Below are 21,392 nucleotides of genomic sequence, written 5' to 3'. Positions count from 1 at the left end.
GCCGTGTTCAGGGCCCGACGAAGGACGGTTCGTCAGGCGCTCATGGCCGGGACACAGCTCTTGGCGGGTCGCACGCAGGCGACGGGGTCCTCGGCCGCGGGCATCGACGACAGATGGCCGGCCTCGGAGTCGGCGGGGCGCCGGCGGAAGATGCTGTGCAGGATCATGCTGAACACGGCCGTCCCGTCGGGGGCCACGAGCGTGCACCGCGGTTTGACGGTGCCGGTGGCGGGGTTGAACGGCGACGGGGTGGAGCCGAGGATCTCGACGCGCGCGGTGAGGACGTCGCCCGGGCGGACGGGGCGCAGGTAGCGGACCTCGTCGATGCCGGGCGAGCCCGTACAGGCGCTGTAGGCGAGCAGTCCGTCGACGTAGCGGCGCATGAACATCGCCTGGGTGTGGAACCCGCTCGCGATCAGGCCGCCGAACGGGGAGTCCTTCGCGAGCTCGGGGTCCGTGTGGAAGGGCTGCGGGTCGAAGCGCCTGCCGAACTCCAGCACCTCCTCCGCCGTGACGGTGACGGTGCCCAGCTCGTGGACGTCGCCGGGCCGGAAGTCCTCGAAGTAGCGCATCGCGCGCCCCCCTTGACCTAGGAGTGGGCTTTTCCTGGCACCTCCAAATCTACGAATCGGCCCATTATTTTGTCAACCCAAAAGAAGCCTCGACCTCCCTCAGTCGAGGGCCTGTTCGATGTCGCTCCACAGGTCCCCGACGTCCTCGATGCCGACGGACATCCGCACGAGCCCGGGAGCGATCCCCGCGGCCGCCAGCGCACCCTCGTCCAGCTCGCGGTGGGACGTGGACGCCGGATGCGCGACGAGCGTCTCCACGCCGCCGAGGGAGAGCGCGAGCCTCGCGAGCCGGACCCGCTCGATGAAGGCCCGGCCCGCCTCCCGGCCCCCCGCCAGCTGGAAGGAGAGCAGCCCGCCACCGCCGGCCAGGACCTTCCGGGCGGTGTCGTACGAGGGATGGTCCGGGCGCCACGGATAGAACACGGCCCCGACGTCGGCGCGGGCCGCGAACAGCTCGGCGAGGGCGGCGGCGTTGGCGCAGTGCTCGCGCATCCGCAGGGGCAGCGTCGGGATCCCGCGCAGGGTGAGCCAGGCCGCGAACGGGTCGGCGCAGGCGCCGAGTTCGACCGTGCGGGGCCACACCCTGCGGCGCAGCGACTCGTCGGCGAAGACGGCGGCGCCGCCGAGGACGTCCGAGTGCCCGGAGAGGTACTTGGTGGTCGAGTGGACGACGATGTCGGCGCCGAGCTCCAGGGGGCGGCACAGCACGGGTGAGGCGAGCGAGTTGTCGACCAGGCTCGTCACCCCGAGCGCCCGCGCCGCGGCGAGCAGTCCGGGCAGGTCGGGGACCTGGCCGGTGGGGTTGGCGATCGTCTCCAGGACGAGGAGCCGGGTGGCGGGGTGCACCGCGGCGGCCTCCAGTTCGGCCGGGTCGTCGCCGGATATCCGTACGACCTCGATCCCGTACCGCTCCGCCAGGTCCGACAGGACCGCGTGCGTCCCGCCGTACAGACAGCGCTGGGCGACCACCCGGTCGCCGGGCCGCAGCAGGGCGAGGAGCACGCCGCTGATCGCGCCCATGCCGGAGGCGAAGGCGATGGCCCCCTCCCCCGCCTCCAGGCCCGCGAGCGTCCGCTCCAGGGCCCGCACGGTCGGGTTGCCGCGGCGGCTGTAGACGTACCGCCCGTCGGGGCCGGCCATCGCGTCGGCGAGGTCGGCGGCGGAGTCGAAGGCGAAGGCGGAGGACTGCACGAGGGGGACGGACAGCGGCCAACTGCCTTCGGGGAGCCGCTCGTTGGAGACATGCACGGCACGGGTGTTCAGTTCCACGGCGTTCCTTCCTTTCCGGATACGGGAAAGGGGCCGCCCCACGTCCGGGCTCGGACGTCGGGCGGCCCCTCGGCGCGGGGGTCAGGCGGAGACCTTCTCGGCCTGCGGGGCGGGGGCGGCGGCCTCGGCCGCGACGGCCTTGTCGCTCTTCATGACGAGGAGGGTGATGACACCGCCGAGGGCGGCGACGATCGCGGCGCCGACGAAGGCGGCCGAGAAGCCGTCGGTCAGCTTCGGGAGGTTGCCGAGCTGGTCGGCGCCCTGGGACATGGCGACGGCGGTCAGCGCGGCGAGACCGAGCGCGGAGCCGACGTTGTAGGTGGTGTTGACGATGCCGGAGGCGAGACCGGCCTGCTCCTGCGGGGCGCCGGACATGGCCGCGATCATCGCCGGGATGTAGGCGAGGGACATGCCGAGGGCGGCCACGAGCGAGGCCGGCAGGACGTCGACCAGGAAGGAGCCGGTGGGCGGGACGGCGGCGAGCCAGACCAGGCCCGCGGCGAGGACGAGCAGACCGCCGGCGATGAGCGGCTTGGCGCCGACCTTCATCATGAGCCGGGCCGTGATCGCCGTCATGAAGATCATGAGGAGCACGGTCATCGGGAGCAGCGCGGCGCCGGACTCGAAGGCGCCGAAGCCCAGGACCTGCTGGAGGTACAGGTTGAGGAAGTACCACATCGGGATCCACGCGGCGCCGAGCAGCGTCATGGCCAGGTTGGCCGAGCCGAGGCGCGGGACCCGCCAGACGCTGAGCGGCATGAGGGGCTCGCGGATGCTCTTCTGGATCACGAAGAACAGGATCAGGAGGACGGCGGCGCCGGCCAGCTCCAGGATGGTGGCGGTGGCGCCCCAGCCGACCTCCGGGGCACGGACGACGGCGAAGACCGCGAGCGCGAGACCGGCGGTGACGGCGGCGGCGCCGAGGACGTCGACGGAGCCGCGGCGGGACCCGACGTTCGGGAGGAGCCTGGTCGCGGCGAGGGTCGCGAGGCCGATCGGGATGTAGATGATGAAGACCCACTGCCAGCTCATCCACTCGGTGAAGACACCGCCGAGGAAGACGCCCGCGGTGCCGCCGGCGGGTGCCGCGGCGCCGTAGAGCGCCATCGCCTTGCCGAGCTCCTTCGGGTCGTGCATGAAGAGCATCATGAGCAGGGTCATGGCGGAGGGCGCGATGAGCGCGCCGCCGACGCCCTGGACGGCACGGCCGGCGATCTCGACCCAGGCGGTCTGCGCGGCGGCCGCCACGACCGAGCCGGCGATCATGACCGCCCAGCCGGTGACGAAGATCCTGCGGGCGCCGACGAGGTCGGAGAGGCGTCCGCCCAGGAGCAGCAGGCCGCCGAAGACGATCACGTAGGCGTTGAAGATCCACTGGAGCTCGCTCTGCGAGAAGCCCAGGTCCTTCTGCATCTCGGGGAGCGCGACCCCGATGATCGAGGTGTCCATGATGACCATGAACTGAGCGGCGGCGAGCACGACAAGTGCCCACCAGCGCCGGGGATTGACGGTTGACATTGCCCTGACCCTTCACTCGCTGCTGCATACCCCTAGGGGGTACCTGTGCGGAGCACCGTAACATACCCATGGGGGGTATGTAAGAGTGGGATGAGGGCCCGGACGAGGACACGGGGAAGCACCCCCTCCGCACTTCCTCCGCGCGCGGGAAGCGCCCCTCCGCACTCCCTCCCCGCTTCCTCCGCGCGCGGGAAGCACGCCCTCCGCACCCCCGGCCCGGCAGAATGCCCCCATGACCGCAGACCAGGACCCCGCGCTGCTCCGACGCTGGAACGCCACCCTGCTCGCCGCGCGCGCCGGCCGCGAGGGCCCCGACCCCACCCCGTACGGCCGGAACCTGCTGTCCCGCTGGGCCGAACCCCAGCGCCACTACCACACGGTCGACCACCTCAGGGCGGTCCTCGACCGCATCGACGAGCTCGCCGACCAGGGCGGGGAGGGCGGCGAGCTGGAACTCGTACGGCTCGCCGCCTGGTTCCACGACGCCGTCTACCGCCCGGACCGCTCGGAGAACGAGGAGCGCTCGGCGCTCCTGGCGGAGAAGGCCCTGGCCGAGGCGGGCCTCACCCCGCACGAGGTGACCGAGGTGGCCCGCCTGGTCCGCCTCACGACCACCCACGACCCGGCCCCGGGCGACCTCAACGGCGAGACCCTCTGCGATGCCGACCTGGCGATCCTGGCCACCGCCCCGGACACCTACCAGGGGTATGCGGCCGCGGTCCGCGAGGAGTACGCCTTCGTCCCGGAACCGGACTTCCGCGCGGGCCGCGCCGCCGTCCTCCGCCAGCTCCTCGCCCTCCCCCGCCTCTTCCGCACCCCGTACGGAGCGGCGGCCTGGGAGGAGAGGGCGCGGGAGAACCTGGAGCGTGAACTCGTGGAGCTGACCACCGGCGGCTGACCGTCCCACATCCCGAGAAGTCCGCCCGCCGTGGAATGACAGGCACAAAGCACAGGTTGACGCATGTCATGCCGCCTTCCTCAGCCGAGCACGCGACCACCACCTCCTCCCCGCCCGAACACATACCCCCCACCCGTATGCCCTTGGCCGTGTACATCCTCGGCCTGTCCGTCTTCGCGCTCGGCACCAGCGAGTTCATGCTCTCCGGACTCCTGCCGCCCATCGCGGAGGACATGAACGTCTCCATCCCCCGCGCCGGGCTCCTCATCTCCGCCTTCGCGATCGGCATGGTCGTCGGCGCACCACTGCTCGCCGTGGCGACGCTCCGACTGCCCCGCAAGACGACCCTCGTCGCGCTCATCACCGTCTTCGGCCTCGGACAGATCGCCGGCGCCCTCGCCCCGAACTACGCCGTCCTCTTCGCCTCACGCGTCGTCAGCGCCCTCGCCTGCGCCGGATTCTGGGCCGTCGGCGCGGCCGTCGCCATCGCGATGGTCCCGGTCGGCTCCCGCGCCAAGGCCATGGCCGTCATGATCGGCGGACTCTCCATCGCCAACGTCCTCGGCGTCCCGGCCGGCGCCTTCCTCGGCGAACACCTCGGCTGGCGCTCGGCGTTCTGGGCGGTCGGCGCGGCCTCCGCGGTCGCCCTCGTCGGCGTGGTCACCCGCATCCCGCACATCCCGCTCCCCGCGACCAGGCCCGGCCTCCGGCGGGAAATCGCCATCTACCGCGACCGCCAGGTCCTCCTCGCCGTCACGATGACCGCGCTCGCCGCCGGCGGCGTCTTCTGCGCCTTCTCCTACCTCGCCCCGCTCCTCACCGACGTCTCCGGACTCGACGCCGGCTGGGTCTCGGCCGTCCTCGGCCTCTTCGGCATCGGCGCCCTGGTCGGCACGGCGATCGGCGGACGCGTCGCCGACGCCCACCTCTTCGGCGTCCTGCTCACCGGCATCGCCGCCTCGACCGTCTTCCTGGTCGCCCTCGCGCTCCTCGCCCCCAGCCCGGTCGCCACGATCCTGCTGACCTTCCTCCTCGGCGTCTCGGCCTTCTTCACCGCCCCGGCCCTCAACGCCCGCATGTTCAACGTCGCCGGCGCCGCCCCCACCCTCGCCGGCGCCACCACCACCGCCGCCTTCAACCTCGGCAACACCGGCGGCCCCTGGCTCGGCGGCACCGTCATCGACGCGGACCTCGGCTACGCCTCCACGGCCTGGGCGGGCGCCGCCATGACGGCCCTGGGCCTGGCCACCGCGGCGGTCGCCCTCCGGCTCCACAGGTCCACGTCCCGCGTGGTGACATCGAGCGCGGCCGGACAGAAGAGGGAGCAGACCGCCGAGGCCTCCTGCTGAGGACCGGCGGAAACCGGCTGCGGGCCGTCACCGCGCGGCCTAGGCCCTGTCGTCACACTCCCGTCGTCGCCCGAAGGGCGGCCCCGCGGCGTCAGGTGCGTGCTCTCGGCGTGCCGGGCGCGAGCCCTCGTACTGGACGTACTCGGGCTTGTGCCCGGTGCGGCGAGAGCGCGTGCATGGCGTCGCGGGGCAGGCGGGAGTGTGACGACAGGGCCTAGGGTGGCGCGGTGACGACGCGGATGATCATCCTCAACGGCGGTTCCAGCTCGGGCAAGACCGGGATCGTACGGTGCCTACAGGCCCTCCTCCCGGAGCCCTGGCTGGCGTTCGGCATCGACTCGTTCGTCGACGCCCTGCCCGCGAAGCTGCGGGACTCCGACGACGGGATCGTCTTCGACGCCGACGGCGGGGTCGGTGTCGGAGCGGACTTCCGGACCCTGGAGGCCGCCTGGACCGGAGGGCTCGTGGCGATGGCCCGGGCCGGCGCCGGGATCGTCGTCGACGACGTCTTCCTCGGCGGGTCCGCCTCCCAGCGACGCTGGCGCGAGGCCCTCGGCGACCTGCCGGTGCTGTGGGTCGGCGTGCGGTGCGACAGCACGGTCGCCGAGGGCCGGGAGACCGCCCGCGGGGACCGGACCACCGGAATGGCCGCGCGGCAGGCCCTGATCGTGCACGAGGGCGTGGAGTACGACCTGGAGGTCGACACGACGCACACCGAGTCCCTGGACTGCGCCCGCGCCATCGCCGCCGCACTCGGATGACACTCAGGCCGAGGTGAGGTCCTGACGCCCCTCCTCAGAGAGCCGGCCGGCCCTTCGGCCGTCGCAGGCCCGCCTTCGTGAGGTGGCGGAGCAGTTCCTTCGAGCCGACCTCGATCGCGCCCGCCGCCACCGCGTCCGCGTACCGGTCGGAGGGGATGTCGTAGTGGTCGCGCTCGAAGGCGCGCGGCGGGGCGCCGATCCCGGCGGCGAAGGCGTGCAGCTCCTCGAAGGAGACGTCGCTGACCAGGTGCGACCACATGCGGCCGTGGCCCGGCCAGGTCGGTGGGTCGATGTAGAGGCTCACGCGTGGGCTCCCGTCATGTCAGGCCGCCCACCGGGGCGACCACCACGCCCTGCTTGCCGCAGACCCAGTGCGGGTCCGGGCCGAGCTCCGGCTCCACGTCGAGGGCGTGCGGGTCGCCCGAGGCGCAGACGGGGCAGAGCGGCCAGCGCCCGTACCGCTCCAGCAGGGCGTCCTGCACGTCCTGGGCGACGAGCCCGGCGACGTACGACACCCCCTCGGGCCACTGCTCGACCCACCAGCGGCGGTGGGTCACCGCGTCCTCCACCATCGACACGACCTCTGCTGCGGCGACCTCCCGGGCCACCAGGTCGGCCAGAACCAGCGCGCGAGCTGCGTGCAGCGCCTGCTCCACGGGGTCGATGTCGTCCATGCACTCATTGTCACCCGTACGACGGAAAGGGCGAAGGTCCCCTCCGGAAGTACCGCCCCGGAGGCCCCGGAAGTCCCGCCGGATCCGGGGCCCGCGGGGTCTTGTCGCCCCCTCACACCGAAAGTATCTTTCAGATGTGACCAATGACGTGAAGGAAAGTTTCACCAGCGACGCGCCGCCCGCCCCCGCCGCCCTCGCCGCCAAGGTGCGCACCCTCGCGCCGTCCATGACCCGCTCCATGCAGCGGGTCGCCGAGGCCGTCGCCGGAGACCCGGCCGGCTGCGCCGCCCTCACGGTCACCGGCCTCGCCGAGCTCACCGGCACCAGCGAGGCGACCGTCGTCCGCACCGCCCGGATCCTCGGCTACCCCGGCTACCGCGACCTGCGCCTCGCCCTCGCCGGACTCGCCGCCCAGCAGCAGTCCGGCCGCGCCCCGGCCGTCACCGCCGACATCGCCGTCGACGACCCGATCGCCGACGTCGTCGCCAAGCTGGCCTACGACGAACAGCAGACCCTCGCCGACACCGCCGCCGGACTCGACACCATCCAGCTCGGCGCCGCCGTCGCCGCCCTCGCCGTCGCCCGCCGCATCGACATCTACGGCGTCGGCGCCTCGGGCCTCGTCGCCCAGGACCTCGGCCAGAAGCTGCTCCGGATCGGCCTGATCGCCCACGCGCACAGCGACCCGCACCTCGCCGTCACCAACGCCGTACAGCTCCGCTCCGGCGACGTCGCCATCGCCATCACCCACTCCGGCTCCACCGGCGACGTCATAGAACCCCTCCGCGTGGCCTTCGACCACGGCGCCACCACGGTCGCCGTCACCGGCCGCCCGGACGGCCCCGTCACCCAGTACGCCGACCACGTCCTGACCACCTCGACCGCCCGCGAGAGTGAACTGCGCCCCGCGGCCATGTCGTCCCGCACCAGCCAGCTCCTGGTCGTGGACTGTCTGTTCACCTGCGTCACCCAGCGCACGTACGAGACGGCGGCCCCCGCCCTCGCCGCCTCGTACGAAGCCCTCGCCCACCGCCACTCGCCCCGCACCCGCTGACCACGACCCGCCAGGAACCGGCGCCGACGACGCCGCCGCAACCGAAAGAGCCCGCCCCGTGCCCACCACGTACTCCGAACTCCGCGCCCAGCTGGCCACCCTCACCACCGAGGCCTTCCGCCCCGAACTCGCCGAGATCGACCAGCTCCCCACCCTGGACATCGCCCGCACCATGAACGGCGAGGACCGGACCGTCCCCGAGGCCGTCGCCCGACAGCTCCCCGCGATCGCCGCCGCCATCGACGCGACCGCCGAGCGGATGGCCCGCGGCGGACGGCTGATCTACCTGGGCGCGGGCACCGCGGGCCGCCTCGGCGTCCTCGACGCCAGCGAGTGCCCGCCCACCTTCAACACCGACCCGGAGCAGGTCGTCGGCCTCATCGCGGGCGGCCCGTCCGCCATGGTCAAGGCCGTCGAGGGCGCCGAGGACTCCAAGGAACTCGCGGTCGCCGACCTCACCGCGCTCGGGCTCACCGCCGACGACACCGTCGTCGGCATCTCCGCCTCCGGCCGCACCCCGTACGCCGTCGGCGCCGTCGAGCACGCCCGCGCCCACGGCGCGCTCACCATCGGCCTCTCCTGCAACGAGGACAGCGCGCTCGCCGCCGCCGCCGAGCACGGCATCGAGGTCGTCCCCGGGCCCGAGCTGCTCACCGGCTCCACCCGCCTCAAGGCCGGCACCGCCCAGAAGCTCGTCCTCAACATGATCTCGACCATCACGATGATCCGCCTCGGCAAGACCTACGGAAACCTGATGGTCGACGTCCGCGCCTCCAACGAGAAGCTCCAGGCCCGCTCGCGGCGCATCGTCGCCCTGGCCACCGGTGCGCCGGACGAGCAGATCGAGACCGCGCTCGCCGCCGCCGACGGCGAGGTGAAGAACGCCATCCTCATGATCCTCGCCGACATCGACGCCACGACCGCCGCGCAGCGGCTGACCGCGTCCGAGGGTCACCTGCGCACGGCTCTGCACGCCTGACGGAAGCCCCCCTCACAGCAAGGCGCCACCGCACCATGAGCACAGACGACAAGAACCGCGCCATCGCCGCCGCGATCCTCCCCCTCGTCGGCGGCGCCGAGAACATCGGCTCCGTGGCCCACTGCATGACCCGCCTCCGGCTCGGTCTGCGGGACCGCTCGCTCGTCCGGGACGAGGCCCTCAAGGCCCTGCCGGCCGTGATGGGGGTCGTCGAGGACGACACGTACCAGATCGTCCTCGGCCCCGGGACCGTCGCCCGCGTGACCCCGGAGTTCGAGGCCCTGGTGGCCGCGTCGGCCCCCCAGCACCCCGCGGAGGACCTCGCCGGCCAGGGCGCGGCGATCAAGGCCGGCCTGAAGGCGAGGAACGCGACCCCGTTCAAGCTCCTCCTCCGCCGGATCGCGAACATCTTCGTCCCGCTGATCCCCGCCCTCATCGGCTGCGGCATCATCGCCGGCCTCAACGGACTGCTGGTCAACCTCGGATGGCTGTCCTCCGTCACCCCCGCCCTCGCGGCCATGGCCAGCGGCTTCATGGCCCTCATCGCGGTCTTCGTCGGCTACAACACCGCCAAGGAGTTCGGCGGCACCCCGATCCTCGGCGGCGCGGTCGCGGCGATCATCGTCTTCCCCGGCGTCGCCAAGATCGACGCCTTCGGCCGGACGCTCTCCCCCGGCCAGGGCGGTGTCCTCGGCGCGCTCGGCGCGGCGGTCCTCGCCGTGTACGTGGAGAAGTGGTGCCGCCGCCGGGTCCCGGAGGCCCTGGACGTCCTGGTCACCCCCACCCTGACCGTCCTGGTCTCGGGCCTGGTCACGATCTTCGGCCTGATGTTCGTGGCCGGTGAGGTCTCGCGGGCCATCGGAGAGGCCGCCGACTGGCTCCTCGCGAACGCGGGCGCCGGAGCCGGCTTCCTCCTCGGCGGCCTGTTCCTGCCGCTCGTCATGCTGGGCCTGCACCAGGCGCTCATCCCGATCCACACCACCCTCATCGAGCAGCAGGGGTACACGGTCCTGCTCCCCATCCTCGCGATGGCGGGCGCCGGGCAGGTCGGCGCGGCCCTGGCCGTCTACGTGAAGCTCCCCCGCAACGGCTCCGTCCGCCGCACCATCAGGTCCGCCCTGCCGGCCGGCTTCCTGGGCGTCGGCGAGCCCCTGATCTACGGCGTCTCGCTGCCCCTGGGCCGCCCGTTCGTCACGGCCTGCGTCGGCGGCGCGTTCGGCGGCGGCTTCGTCGGCCTCTTCAGCATGCTGGGCGACAAGGTCGGCTCGACGGCGATCGGCCCGTCCGGCTGGGCGCTCTTCCCGCTCCTCGACGGCGACAAGGGCCTCGGCACGACGATCGCGATCTACGCCGGCGGCCTGCTGACCGGCTACGCGGCCGGGTTCGTGGCGACGTACTTCTTCGGCTTCAGCAAGGAACTCCTGGAGGAGTTCGACGTGGAGACGGACGAGGAAGGGGTACGGGCGGACTCCCCGGCCCCGGAACCGGAACTCGTGAAGGCCTGAGAGCACATACGGAAGGGCCCGCCGGGAGCGAAACCCGGCGGGCCCTCTCCCGTCCCGTCACGGGCAGAGCACGTCCTGCGCCGGGCGCACGCCCTCCGTCAGGAAGCGGGTCACCGCCCGGTCGCCGCACGCGTTCCCGTTCCCCAGGTAGACCGCGTGGCCGCCCTTGTCCACGGAGACCAGGCGCGCCCGGTCGCCGAAGGCCTCGCGCATCTTCAGACCGGCGGAGTGCGGGGTCGACGGGTCGCGCAGGTTCTGGATCATGAGCACGTTCGACGGGCCCCGGTCGGTGATCCGGGTCGGCTTCTCCACCGCGCCGCCCTTCCAGAACGAGCACGGCGTGATGTTCGCCGGCAGGCCCGCCGTCAGCGGGTACCGCACCCGGTCCGCCGCGACGGCCCGCTCGTACGCCGGTACGGAACGGGGCCAGTCGACGTCGTTGCAGATCACCCCGACGCTCACCGTGGCCGCGTCGTCGGGCATCGGACCGGCCAGCTCCGGCGGCAGCACCGGCACGCCCGCGGGGTCGAGGGCCTGGGACATCAGACGGGCGAAGGCCGGGAAGGCGGCGTCGGAGTAGAGCGCCTGCTGGAGCGCCTGCCGCAGCTCCGTGCCCGTCAGCGGCGTCCCGGGGGTCGTCGACGGGCGCGGCTCGCGGTCGAGCCTGTCGGCCAGATCCAGGAACAACGGCCGTACGTCCTCCGCGCGTTCGGCGAGGCGCAGGCCCTCCGCCGCCCGGTCCGGGTGGGCGGCCCAGGCCGCGAAGTCGGGGAAGCGGTCCTCGACGCCGCGCGCCATGCCCGCGAGCCAGCCCCGGGCGACGCGCTTCGGGTCCGGGTCGGCGCTGCTGTCGAGGACCCAGCGGTCGGTGCGCTCCGGGAACTTCTGGGCGTACACGGCGGCCACGTACGTCCCGTACGACACGCTCCACGCCGACAGCTTCCGCTCGCCGAGCGCCTGCCGCAGCCGGTCCAGGTCCCGGGCCTGGTTGGCCGTCGTGAGACCGCGGACCATCGCACCCCCGTTCCGCGCGCAGGCCTCGGCCATCCGCCGCGAGCGGGCCACGTTCTCGCCGATGCCGCCGTCGGAGGCGGGCCAGGACCGCAGGGTCACCAGGCGCCGGTCGGCCTCGTCGAAGCCGCACCGGGCCTTCGCCGAGCCGCCGACCCCGCGCGGGTCGAAGGCGACCAGGTCGTACGCGCCGTTCATCTCCTTCGCGAGGGCGGCCCCCTTCTGCCCGAGCCGCTGCACGCCGGAGCTCCCGGGGCCGCCCGGGATCACCATGAGCGTCCCGCGCCGGGCCTCGGGCCGGGTGCTGGGCAGCCGGGCGACGGCGAGCCCGATCTGCGCGCCCTCCGGGTCGGCGTAGTCGAGGGGGACGGAGAGCGTGGCGCACTGCTGGCCCGGCAGCGGCTTCACGGCGGGGTCGCAGTCGCCCCACTGCAGTCCGGCGGCAGCGGCGGCGGGCGTGACCCCGCCACCGGCGAGGGCGATGCCGGCCACGGCCGCGGCGGAGAGGGTGAGCATCAGGGCCTTGCGTCCACGGTTCGTTGTCATGCGCACAGCCTCGCGGACCGGGCCCACGGGCCCCATCCGGCAGACAGGCGGGTCGGGGGTGGGGCCAACCCCCGCCCGGTCGGGGGGTGTTCGCCGAGGCGGACGGGGGACGGCAACCACCCCGCCCGACGGCACCCACCGCCCCCTGCCCGGACACCCCGCCCGGCGGCACCCACCGCCCCCCGCCCGGACACCCCGCCCGGCGGCGCCCATGCCCCTGCCTAGACTCCGCCCATGACGACCACCACCACACCGAACCCCGCCGTCGCCGCCGACCTCGCCCCCACCGGGGTCCTCCGGGCCTCCGTCAACCTCGGGAACCCGGTGCTCGCGCAGGGCACCCCCGAGGCGCCGGGCGGGATCACCGTGGATCTGGCGCGGGAGATCGGGGCGCGGCTCGGCCTCCCCGTCGAGCTGCTCTGCTTCGACGCGGCGCGGAAGTCCTTCGACGCGATGGCGGACGGCCGGGCGGACCTCTGCTTCCTCGCCGTGGACCCGGCGCGTGAGACGGAGGTCGCGTTCACCGCCCCGTACGCCGTGATCGAGGGGGTGTACGCCGTGCCGCGCGGCTCGGCGCTCACCACCGTCGAGGAGGTGGACGCGCCGGGCGTCCGGATCGGGGTCAAGAAGGGTTCCGCCTATGACCTGTTCCTGTCGCGGAGCCTCGCCCACGCGACCGTGGTGCGCGGCGAGGAGGGCGTCGACACGTTCCGGGCGGAGGGCCTGGAGGCCGGCGCGGGGATCCGGCAGCCGCTCACCGCGTACGCCGCCGCCCACCCCGACGTGCGGCTGATCGAGGGCCGGTTCATGGAGATCCGGCAGGCCGTCGGGACGACGGTGGACCGGCGCCCCGAGACGGTCGCGTTCCTCCGCGACACGGTGGAGGAGCTGAAGGCGAACGGCTTCGTCGCGGCCGCGCTGCGCCGCTCGGGACAGGACGAGGACCTGCTGGCCCCGCCGGCCTGACCACCCGGAGACGCCCGGGGCCCCACCGGCCTGATCACCCGGAGGCGCCCGAGGGCCCGGCCGCGAACGGCCGGGCCCTCGGAGTCCTGGAAAGGCTCAGAACAGTGCCTTGAACCCGCTCCAGCCGCTGCCGATGGCCGCCCGGGCCCCGTACGCCCCGGTCCCGGTGCCGCTGTAGCGCCAGAGCTTCCCGGCGGTGTCGCGGGCCACGAGATCGGCGCGCCCGTCCCCGGACAGGTCGCCGACGGCGAGGAGCGAGGAGTAGCCGCCCCAGCCGGGGCCGACCTTCACGCGCGGGGTGACGCCGCCGGTCGCGGTGGAGTAGTAGCGCCACAGGACGCCGGAGGCGTCCACGCCCAGCAGGTCGCCGCGTCCGTCACCGTTGAGGTCGCCGGCGCCGAGCAGCTTCTTGTACAGCTTCCAGTTCGTGCCGGTCCGGACCCGGGCCTTGAGCCGGTGGTCGGCCGTGCCGCCGACGAAGTACACGTCACCGGTGGACGCCTGACGCGAGACCAGGTCCGCGTACCCGTCGCCGTTGACGTCACCGGGCGAGGTCAGCACGTCGTACTGCGCCCAGCCCGAGCCGACCACGGTGTACGGGGAGGCCGCCGAGACGACCTTGCCGCACCCGGGGTGGTAGGCCCGCAGCTGGTCGCCGACCCTCGCGTAGACGTCGGCGCACCGGTCTCCGTTCAGGTCGCCCACCGGCACGAGGACGGCGGTCGTCGGGAACGTGGTTCCCGTACCGGCGATCCGCGCCGAGAGCGCGCCCGTACCGGTCCCCCGGTACATCGACACGCGCCCGGCGGTGTCCGTCACGAGCAGGTCCCCGAACCCGTCGTCCCCGGCGAGGTCGCGCCACACGGCGGCGCCGCCGGTCACGGAGACGGCACCGGACACGGACAGGTCGGCGCCGTGGCCGTCGGCGGCCTTCACGCTCAGCGCCCACGTGTAGGCGCCGTTGGCGACGAACCGCCCGGCCGCGTCCTTCCCGTCCCAGGAGGGCGCGACGATGCCGCGGGCCTCACCGCCGGTGAGCGTACGGACGGTCCTGCCGGTCGCCTTGTGCCTGAGCGTCAGCGTCCAGGACGCGGCGGGCTTGGAGAGCCACCAGCGGGGCTTCCAGGGCGCCGACTTCAGGTTCGCGGCGGGGACGTCGGAGTCGAGGGCGGTCAGCCGGCTCGTGGCGCCGCCGAGGCCGACGACGTGGACGGCCCGCCAGGAGTCGATGTACGCGAAGCCGCCGCCGAAGCGGTCGACCGTCCAGGTGGGGGGCGTGGGGACGTCCGCGGAGGCGAGGGGGTCGTACGAGCGGTCCACGCGCGCACCGGACCGGAGGTCGGTCACCCACAGCGCATGGCCCGCGGCGCCGTAGGAGCTGTGGACGATGAAGCCGTCGCCCAGTCGCGCCAGGTCGGTGCTGCCGACCGTGAACGTGGTCGACGCCTTCTTCTCCCGGTCGTACATCGTCACGGACTGCGAGCCCCCGCAGCGCGCGGAGAGCCACCTGCCGGCGGCCTCCAGGGTGCTGATGACGCACTTCGTCCCGAGGTCGTGCGTCTCCACGGTCGCGCCCGTCCGCAGGTCGACGGCGGACACGGTGCCGTCCGTCGTGGACGCCGTCCAGAGGCGGCCGCCCTGCAGCGCCTGCCCGACGACGGCGGTGTCGCGGAGGATCTTCCCCGTCTCGATGTCCGCGACGAGGGAGCGGCGCCCGGCGGCCGTGGTGCCGCGGAAGCGTACGTACCGGCCGGAGACCTCGTACACGGTGTTCACCTGGAGCGTGCCCGGCTGGGCGAGCGTGACCTTGCGCGTGGTGCCCGCGGATCCGGGGGTGGTCACCCGGGCCGTGACGGCGCAGTCGCTGCAGGCCGGCTGCCCGCCGGAGGCCGGACGGCCGCCGTTCTCCAGGGAGACGAGCCGGCCGTCCCCGGTGTCGCGCCACCACGTTCCTTCGGACGTGCCGTCCGACGCGAGGACCGACGGGCAGTTCGGGCCGAGGGCCTTCAGCGCGTCACAGGTCCACCGCTGCGCGGCCCCGCCCGTGCCGGAGAGGGACACGTCGAAGCCCCGGAGCGTGTGGGTGTCCGTCAGCGTCTCCGTCACGACCCTGCCGTTGGCCATGGTCAGAGACGTGTACGGGAGGGTCGGGGGGAGGGCCAGGACCTGGGAGGTCACCGGGGTCCCGTCGGGGCCCGGCGCGATCCGGCGCACGCCCCAGTGCGCGGGGTCGGTGCCGCCCACCGTGTAGAGGGCGCCGTCCGCGCCGGTCTCCACCCCTCCGTTCGCCGGGACGCCGAGGTCGCGCGTCTCGCCGCCGTCGATCGGCGTGGCGAGGGTCGGCGGGGTCTCGGAGGAGTACGGATCGGAGTACTGCCCGACGATCCAGTCGCCGGCGACGCCGATGCGCCCCTGGGCGTCGTCGGCGGCGGGCAGCTTCACCGTCCGGCCCGGGTCGCCGGGGTCGGTGCGGGAGACGACGAACGCCCGGCCGGCGCCCGACTCTTCGTACCGCACGATCCAGTCGGCGCTGAGCACCGCTTCGGGGTACGGCGCGACGAACGGCAGGGCGGGCACGGGGGTGAGAGTGCCCGTGGCGAAGTCGACCAGCGCGGTCCGGTCGCCGTAGGCGATGAGCGCGCCCGTGTCGTCGTGGCCGAGGACCGAGGGCAGCTGGTCGCCCGGGAGGGGCACGTCCGGGTCGGCGGGGGCGTCCGGGCCATAACCCAGCAGGTGGAGGACGACCCCGTCCGCGCCGGAGTCGGCGGCGAGCAGCCGGTCCGCGCCGACGACGGGGTACCACTTCTCGAATCCGAGGGGCCGGGTGAAGTCGGCACCGCTCGCGAAGTCGTGGACGGTGGCCTCGTCCCCCAGGGACGACACGCAGACGACCCGGTCGCCGTGGAAGAACCAGTCGCCCGACGCGCAGCCCGGGCCGTGGGCGACCCGCCCGTCCTTCAGGCTCTGCCAGACGGGGTACGCGATCTCTCCGACGCGCATCATCTGGACGCCGGTTCCCGCGGCGGTGAGGACCATCCCGGATGTTCCGGCGGGGTCGGCCGGCGCGGGGATCGTGACGTCGTACGGCGCGTCGGACGCCGCCGTGGCGGAGGGTGCGGCGGCCGTCAGGCCGGTGAGGCCCAGGGTCGCGCTCAGGGCGAGCGCGACGGCTCTTCGGACGGACAAGTACGTGTCCCCTCGTACGGGTGTGAAGACGGGTACGACGAGGGAGGGCAGGGCGCGAAGGGCAGAACGGCAGGGCGGAGCGGACCGCGCGGCCGGGGGCCGGCGGGACCCCCCCTGTCGGCAGCCGGATCGTACATTCAAGCGAATCGAAGGCGCCAGAAACCCGGCTCGGCGAAGCCCTGGAAGGGTCCTTCCGGGGCTTCGGGGCGGCCTTCCGGGGGTCCGTACGCCGATTCCACCCCAGGGGGTCCTGGCCCCCGCCACGGCCCGCCCAGCGCCCGCACAGGCCATTCGCACACCACCTCTGACCTGGGCTTTTTCCTCAACTCCCCTTATTCTTGAGGGACTCGGAGGGGAGATCCACATGGACGCCACGCACCGCGACATCCGCACGATCGACGACGTACTGACCCTGCTCGACGGCCTGTTCTCGCCCGGCGCCGACCGGTGGACGGAGGGCGGCGCCGACTGGTGGGACGGGTTCTACGCGGACCGGGACAAGCCGGTGCCGTTCTTCGTCGCGAAGCCCGACGAGAACCTCCTCTCGTACGTCGAGCAGGGCCTGCTCCCGGCCGGCGGCAAGGTCCTCGACCTCGGCTGCGGACCCGGCCGGAACGCCCTGTACCTCGCGTCGGCCGGCTTCGACGTGACCGGCGTCGACCTCTCCCCCACGGCCGTCGCCTGGGCGGAGGAACGGGCCGACGCGGCCGACGCCGAGAACGTCCGGTTCGTGTGCGGGGACGCCTTCACGGCCGCCCTCGACGGGCCGTACGACCTGATCTACGACTCCGGCTGCTTCCACCACCTCCCCCCGCACCGCCGCATCAGCTACCTCGCCCTCCTCGACCGCGCCCTCGCCCCCGGCGGCCACCTCGCGCTCACCGCGTTCGCGGCCGGCGAGGGCGGCATGGGCTCCGAACTCCCCGACGCCGACTTCTACCGGCAGGGCAGGCTGCACGGCGGACTCGCCTACACCGACGCCTCGCTGCGCGCGGTCTTCGCCGACCCGGCGGGGGCCGGCCTGACGGAGATCGAGCTCCGCCGCATGCGCGCCGAGACCCCGGACTCCCCGGCCTTCGGCGAATCGTTCCTCTGGACGGGGCTCTTCCGCCGCCCCTGAGCGGCTACATCCCCGCCAGGTGCTCCGCCAGCCGGTCGTACTGCTCCCGCACCCCCGCCTCCATGCCCGCCGCCAGCGCCTGGTCCCTCGTCTCGTTCGAGGGCCAGAAGGACGTGCTGGTCAGGGCCGTGCCGCCGTCGGGCGTCGCGTCGAAGGTGAGGATCACGCGCACCGGCTCGGCGTCCGGCATCTGCTCGAAGACCTCCGTGTAGTCGAGCCTCTCCACCGGGACGACGTCCTCGTACGTGCCGGAGAAGACGATCTCCTGGCCGTCCGGCCCCGTCTGGCCCCAGCGCCAGGCACCGCCCGCCCTCAGGTCGATGTCGACGACGGACGTGGTCAGCCCCGCCGCCCCGTACCACTCCCGCACGTGCTCGGGCCGCGTCCACGCCTCCCAGACGCGGGCCGGCGGGGCGCCGAAGGTGCGCGTGATGACCAGTTCGCGGTCGGCCGGCGTCGTGAGCAGGGTGACCATGGCTCCGTTCCCTTCACGAAGGGGCCATTCCAGGATCACCCCGGCACTCCCGTAAAGCGAATGAACATGTTCAACAGGTGAGCGCTAAAGTTCTGCCACGCGGCCGTCCGCATGAGGACGGGACCGCGATCTCAGACCTGTGGGGGGTCCCTTTGCCGCGCTCGACGCGCAGGCTTCCGCACGCATTCGTCCGTGCGGCAGCCGTCTTCGCTCTCTCCGCGGGCGTCCTCACGCCCGCCGTCATCCACGCCCCGGCCGCGCACGCGGACGTGGTGAACACCGCCGACACCACGCTCGACGACGGGCGCTACCGCGTCGGGCTGCTCAGCGACGCGCTCTGGGTCAAGGTCAGCGTGCTGGCCTCCACCGCCCCGGACGCCCCGGTGCTCGCCTCCACGGAGGAGCTGACCCGGCTCAACGGGTACTGGACCACCGACGCGCGCGTCACCCTCCCCGAGGGCACCGCCCTCGGCGACTACCCGGTCCGGATCGACTACCGGCGGCCCGGCGGCACCACCACCTCCCGGACGGGCACGGCCTACAGCCACAAGCCGCACGTCGGTGTCGGCAGGATCACCGCCGACCGCGCGACCACCAGCTACGACCATCCTCAGGTCGTCCTCTCCGGCACCACGACCAGCTGGAACCCGGCCACCGGCGAGCGCTCCACCGCGCCCGAGGGCACCCGGGTGCAGTTCTGGTTCCAGACGTACGGCATCAGCGGATACGTCGACCGCACGGGCACCGCGACCGTCCGCGCCGACGGCACCTTCTCGGTGACGGTCACGCCCCAGGGCCGGCTCACCGGCGGCACGGCGACCGTCGTCCCGAGCGCCGGCATCGACCCGGACGACCCGAACAACCGCCTGCCGGACGTGCAGATCGAGCAGACGCGGTACCGGATCACCGCCGAGGGCGACAGGTACCGCGTCCGCGCCGGCACGGACCTCCGCGTCACCGGACTCGTCGAACGGCTCACGGACACCGGCTGGAAGCCCTTCGCCGGCGCGCCCGTCGTCGCCACCGGAACCCAGCCCTCCTGGTACGAGAGCAGCGCGGTCAACGTGCTCGGCTCGACCGCCTCCTCGGCGACCGGCACCTTCTCGTTCCCCGCGCGGGCCCAGTACGCGACCGACTTCGTCTACGCCTCGCTGCGGCCCTCCCCGTACTTCACGGGGGACCCCCGGCCCTTCGACAAGATCGACATCGTCGTCCCGCAGCAGTTCACCTTCGCGCCGTACACCGCCACCCTCGACGAGCACGGCAGGCTCGACGTCTCGGGCAGCATCAGCAGCAGCTACACCTGCTACGAGACCCAGCCCGTGACGCTCCAGGCCTCCCTGGACGGCGGACGGACCTGGCGCACCCTGCGCTCCGGCCGGACCGACACGAACTGCATGTACAAGTTCACGCTCCAGGGCTACGAGTCCGCGCTCTACCGGGTGCAGCACCCGGAGACGAACCAGTTCGTCGCCAAGACCAGCCCGAGCCTGAAGCGGGGCCGCACGCCCACCCGCTTCTCCGCCTTCACCATCAGCCCCACCCGGCCCACGGTGAACGGCAAGATGACCGTCTCCGGCACCGTCCAGCGCAAGGTGAACGGCGTCTGGAAGCCGCTCGCCGGCACCAAGCTGACCCTGGTCTACAAGCCCAAGGGCGAGAACCAGTGGTACTGGGTGACCAAGAGCATCACCACCGACAGCAGCGGCAGGTTCAACTACCGCGCCACCGCCTACGGCGACGGCTCCTGGGCGCTCTTCCTCAACACCACGGGAAGCTACTTCTACAGCGAGACGAATGCGAAGTACATCGATGCGCGCTGACCTCCGCCTCTCCCTGACGGCCGCCGTCGCGGCCGTGGCCCTGGCCGCGACGACCGCCCCCGCCCTCGCCGACACCACCCCCGCGGCGACCCCGACGGTCGGCATCGGCCGCGCCGTCACCGACGACACCCAGCGCGGCACCTTCGCTGTGACCGCCTGGACCGACGCCCCGCAGGCCAAGGTCACCGCCGTCTCGGCCCGGATCCGGCAGGGCGACACCGTCCTCGCCGACATCCCGTCGCTCACCCCCGGACCCACCTGGGACCCGACACAGGCCGCCACCTACCGGCTGCCCGCCGAGGCCACCCTGAAGCTCGTCGAGGACGGCGGCACCCTCCCGTCCCTCGGGACGTACGCCATCGACGTCACCGCCACCGACTCGCTCGGCAACAAGCTCACCCGCACGGACGCCGGCCGGCTCGACTTCCGGCTGCGGCCGGACCTCGTCTCCTTCGGCGTGGGCGTCCCCGCCTGGGACGACCGCAACGCCCGCCCCCAGGGCAACCTGAGCGCCGTCCAGCCCGGCTCCGGGGACATCGTGCCGCTCCCGGACCGCACGGTCACCGTCCGGCGCGACGACGCGGCCGACGAGACCCCCCGGACCCTCGTCACCTCCGCCGCCGGCGACTTCGCCGGCGCGCCGTACGCCGTCACCGGCACCGGTGACTCCTTCACCGCCTCGTTCGCCGAGGACAGCGCCGAGGTGCACGGCAGCGTCAGCGCCTCGCGGCAGGTCTGGGAGTACAAGCCGCTCCGCGCGACGGCCACCGCCGCCGCCGACCGGAAGCGGGCGCTCACCGGCGAGACCGTCACCGTGACCGGACGCCTCACCGACCCGGCCGCCGCGGGCGCGCCGCTCGCCGACCAGCCCGTCCGCGTGGCCTTCGGTCCGCAGATCAGAACCCTGCGCACGGGCGCGGACGGCCGGTTCACCGCGAAGCTCCTCGCCACGGCCGGCTCCGGCCAGTACGAGTGGGAGGTCACCTCGGGCGACCCGTTCCTGAGCTTCGACCGGCTCTCGGGCCCGCTCGCCGTCCCCCTGGAGTCCCGCCTCGACCTCCGCGGCGCGTCGCTGTCCGCCGACGGCACGCTCTCGGTGTCCCTCGAACTCCGCGCGCGGTACGCGCCGGACATCTCCATGTCCCAGCAGAACGTGCAGCTGGAGCAGTCCGTCGACGGCGGCTGGAAGCGCGTCCCGCTCCGGGAGACGTCGCTGTCCTGGGAGCGGATCTCGCTCCTTGCGAAGGGCAGCCGGGGCGGCTGGTTCCGGGTCCGTCACCTGACGACCGACGAGCTCGCCGGGGTCACCTCGCCCTCCTTCCGGCTCGTCCGCAACGACACCCGGATCGTCTCGCTGAACGCGGGTCCCGAGCCCGTCGCCAAGAACGGGTACGTGACCGTCACCGGCGGGCTCCAGCACTACTGGGACGGCGCCTGGCGTGCGTACGGGAACGCGCCGGTGGTGCTGCAGTTCCAGCCGAAGGGCTCGCGGACCTGGAACACCGTGGCCTCCGGCCGCTCCGGCTCCACCGGCAAGGTCTCCCTCAGGGCGAAGGCGGGCGCCGACGGCTCCTGGCGGATCCACTGCTTCGGTGACTACCGGCACTTCAACTCCCCGGCCTCGGCCGGCGGGGACTACGTCGACGTGCGCTGAGCCCGTCCCGTGAAACGCCCGAGGGCGGCACC

18 protein-coding genes are annotated in these 21,392 nt (G+C 73.4%); 10 read left to right on the top strand and 8 right to left on the bottom strand.

The window, feature by feature from the left end:
• Window positions 1-32 precede the first annotated feature (32 nt).
• The 3 genes from ACN9MM_RS21860 to ACN9MM_RS21850 form a co-directional block, all read right to left on the bottom strand.
• Entirely contained in the window at window positions 33-572 is a 540-nt protein-coding gene (locus ACN9MM_RS21860) for a MaoC family dehydratase (RefSeq protein ID WP_382869619.1), read from the bottom strand.
• Between the two features lie 99 nt (window positions 573-671).
• Window positions 672-1,841: a trans-sulfuration enzyme family protein gene (locus tag ACN9MM_RS21855; protein WP_426365202.1), complete on the bottom strand. Its 1,170-nt coding sequence runs from the start codon at window positions 1,839-1,841 to the stop codon at window positions 672-674.
• A gap of 81 nt (window positions 1,842-1,922) precedes the next feature.
• Window positions 1,923-3,359, bottom strand: coding sequence for an MFS transporter (locus tag ACN9MM_RS21850; protein ID WP_426365200.1), 1,437 nt, complete (start codon window positions 3,357-3,359; stop codon window positions 1,923-1,925).
• A gap of 232 nt (window positions 3,360-3,591) precedes the next feature.
• Here ACN9MM_RS21850 and ACN9MM_RS21845 point away from each other — a divergent pair, with 232 nt between their 5' ends.
• The 3 genes from ACN9MM_RS21845 (at window position 3,592) to cpt (ending at window position 6,367) form a co-directional block, all read left to right on the top strand.
• The gene (locus ACN9MM_RS21845) at window positions 3,592-4,257 is read left to right on the top strand and encodes an HD domain-containing protein (protein ID WP_426365198.1); all 666 of its coding nucleotides are present in this window, start codon (window positions 3,592-3,594) and stop codon (window positions 4,255-4,257) included.
• 137 nt (window positions 4,258-4,394) lie between these two features.
• Window positions 4,395-5,606, top strand: a complete 1,212-nt coding sequence (locus ACN9MM_RS21840; RefSeq protein WP_426365197.1) for a Cmx/CmrA family chloramphenicol efflux MFS transporter — start codon at window positions 4,395-4,397, stop codon at window positions 5,604-5,606.
• 239 nt (window positions 5,607-5,845) lie between these two features.
• A complete protein-coding gene (gene cpt, locus ACN9MM_RS21835) occupies window positions 5,846-6,367 on the top strand; it encodes a chloramphenicol phosphotransferase CPT (RefSeq protein WP_426368795.1) in 522 nt (173 codons plus the stop codon).
• Window positions 6,368-6,401: 34 nt separating this feature from the next.
• Here the strand turns inward: cpt and ACN9MM_RS21830 are convergent, their stop codons facing one another.
• Complete coding sequence (locus tag ACN9MM_RS21830; protein ID WP_426365195.1) at window positions 6,402-6,671, bottom strand: DUF4031 domain-containing protein; 270 nt, start codon at window positions 6,669-6,671, stop codon at window positions 6,402-6,404.
• A 13-nt stretch (window positions 6,672-6,684) separates the two neighbouring features.
• Window positions 6,685-7,041, bottom strand: a complete 357-nt coding sequence (locus ACN9MM_RS21825) for a hypothetical protein (RefSeq protein ID WP_041130492.1) — start codon at window positions 7,039-7,041, stop codon at window positions 6,685-6,687.
• 136 nt (window positions 7,042-7,177) lie between these two features.
• On the opposite strand from ACN9MM_RS21825, the gene ACN9MM_RS21820 reads away from it, so the two are divergent.
• The 3 genes from ACN9MM_RS21820 to ACN9MM_RS21810 are packed head-to-tail and all read left to right on the top strand — an operon-like array spanning window position 7,178 to window position 10,579.
• Window positions 7,178-8,095, top strand: a complete 918-nt coding sequence (locus ACN9MM_RS21820; protein ID WP_426365194.1) for a MurR/RpiR family transcriptional regulator — start codon at window positions 7,178-7,180, stop codon at window positions 8,093-8,095.
• A 58-nt stretch (window positions 8,096-8,153) separates the two neighbouring features.
• Window positions 8,154-9,074: an N-acetylmuramic acid 6-phosphate etherase gene (murQ, locus tag ACN9MM_RS21815; RefSeq protein ID WP_426365193.1), complete on the top strand. Its 921-nt coding sequence runs from the start codon at window positions 8,154-8,156 to the stop codon at window positions 9,072-9,074.
• Window positions 9,075-9,109: 35 nt separating this feature from the next.
• Window positions 9,110-10,579, top strand: a complete 1,470-nt coding sequence (locus ACN9MM_RS21810) for a PTS transporter subunit EIIC (protein ID WP_426365192.1) — start codon at window positions 9,110-9,112, stop codon at window positions 10,577-10,579.
• 57 nt (window positions 10,580-10,636) lie between these two features.
• Here ACN9MM_RS21810 and ACN9MM_RS21805 read toward each other — a convergent pair whose 3' ends face one another.
• Entirely contained in the window at window positions 10,637-12,136 is a 1,500-nt protein-coding gene (locus tag ACN9MM_RS21805) for an alpha/beta hydrolase (protein ID WP_426365190.1), read from the bottom strand.
• A 234-nt stretch (window positions 12,137-12,370) separates the two neighbouring features.
• Here ACN9MM_RS21805 and ACN9MM_RS21800 point away from each other — a divergent pair, with 234 nt between their 5' ends.
• Window positions 12,371-13,102 (top strand): transporter substrate-binding domain-containing protein, encoded by a 732-nt coding sequence (locus tag ACN9MM_RS21800; protein ID WP_426365188.1) that lies wholly within the window; start codon window positions 12,371-12,373, stop codon window positions 13,100-13,102.
• A gap of 96 nt (window positions 13,103-13,198) precedes the next feature.
• Here the strand turns inward: ACN9MM_RS21800 and ACN9MM_RS21795 are convergent, their stop codons facing one another.
• Window positions 13,199-16,288, bottom strand: a complete 3,090-nt coding sequence (locus ACN9MM_RS21795; protein ID WP_426365187.1) for an FG-GAP-like repeat-containing protein — start codon at window positions 16,286-16,288, stop codon at window positions 13,199-13,201.
• A 364-nt stretch (window positions 16,289-16,652) separates the two neighbouring features.
• Here ACN9MM_RS21795 and ACN9MM_RS21790 point away from each other — a divergent pair, with 364 nt between their 5' ends.
• On the top strand, window positions 16,653-17,408 hold the full coding sequence (locus tag ACN9MM_RS21790; protein ID WP_426365185.1) for a class I SAM-dependent methyltransferase: 756 nt from the start codon (window positions 16,653-16,655) through the stop codon (window positions 17,406-17,408).
• A gap of 4 nt (window positions 17,409-17,412) precedes the next feature.
• Here ACN9MM_RS21790 and ACN9MM_RS21785 read toward each other — a convergent pair whose 3' ends face one another.
• On the bottom strand, window positions 17,413-17,883 hold the full coding sequence (locus ACN9MM_RS21785) for an SRPBCC domain-containing protein (protein WP_365230226.1): 471 nt from the start codon (window positions 17,881-17,883) through the stop codon (window positions 17,413-17,415).
• Window positions 17,884-18,035: 152 nt separating this feature from the next.
• Here ACN9MM_RS21785 and ACN9MM_RS21780 point away from each other — a divergent pair, with 152 nt between their 5' ends.
• Window positions 18,036-19,706 (top strand): hypothetical protein, encoded by a 1,671-nt coding sequence (locus ACN9MM_RS21780; RefSeq protein WP_426365183.1) that lies wholly within the window; start codon window positions 18,036-18,038, stop codon window positions 19,704-19,706.
• Entirely contained in the window at window positions 19,696-21,360 is a 1,665-nt protein-coding gene (locus ACN9MM_RS21775) for a hypothetical protein (protein WP_426365182.1), read from the top strand. The genes ACN9MM_RS21780 and ACN9MM_RS21775 overlap by 11 nt, the downstream gene beginning before the upstream one ends.
• Window positions 21,361-21,392: the final 32 nt, after the last annotated feature.

The organism is Streptomyces sp. E-08, from assembly GCF_049913095.1.
GTDB lineage: Bacteria > Actinomycetota > Actinomycetes > Streptomycetales > Streptomycetaceae > Streptomyces.
This window is presented reverse-complemented; position numbering and strand designations above follow the sequence as displayed.

Coding starts and splice junctions, on each gene's coding strand:
- ACN9MM_RS21860 (WP_382869619.1), bottom strand. CDS start 572: ATGCGCTACTTCGAGGACTTCCGGCCCGGCGACGTCCACGAGCTGGGC.
- ACN9MM_RS21850 (WP_426365200.1), bottom strand. CDS start 3,359: ATGTCAACCGTCAATCCCCGGCGCTGGTGGGCACTTGTCGTGCTCGCC.
- ACN9MM_RS21845 (WP_426365198.1), top strand. CDS start 3,592: ATGACCGCAGACCAGGACCCCGCGCTGCTCCGACGCTGGAACGCCACC.
- ACN9MM_RS21840 (WP_426365197.1), top strand. CDS start 4,395: ATGCCCTTGGCCGTGTACATCCTCGGCCTGTCCGTCTTCGCGCTCGGC.
- cpt (WP_426368795.1), top strand. CDS start 5,846: ATGATCATCCTCAACGGCGGTTCCAGCTCGGGCAAGACCGGGATCGTA.
- ACN9MM_RS21825 (WP_041130492.1), bottom strand. CDS start 7,041: ATGGACGACATCGACCCCGTGGAGCAGGCGCTGCACGCAGCTCGCGCG.
- ACN9MM_RS21810 (WP_426365192.1), top strand. CDS start 9,110: ATGAGCACAGACGACAAGAACCGCGCCATCGCCGCCGCGATCCTCCCC.
- ACN9MM_RS21805 (WP_426365190.1), bottom strand. CDS start 12,136: ATGACAACGAACCGTGGACGCAAGGCCCTGATGCTCACCCTCTCCGCC.
- ACN9MM_RS21800 (WP_426365188.1), top strand. CDS start 12,371: ATGACGACCACCACCACACCGAACCCCGCCGTCGCCGCCGACCTCGCC.
- ACN9MM_RS21790 (WP_426365185.1), top strand. CDS start 16,653: ATGGACGCCACGCACCGCGACATCCGCACGATCGACGACGTACTGACC.
- ACN9MM_RS21785 (WP_365230226.1), bottom strand. CDS start 17,883: ATGGTCACCCTGCTCACGACGCCGGCCGACCGCGAACTGGTCATCACG.
- ACN9MM_RS21775 (WP_426365182.1), top strand. CDS start 19,696: ATGCGCGCTGACCTCCGCCTCTCCCTGACGGCCGCCGTCGCGGCCGTG.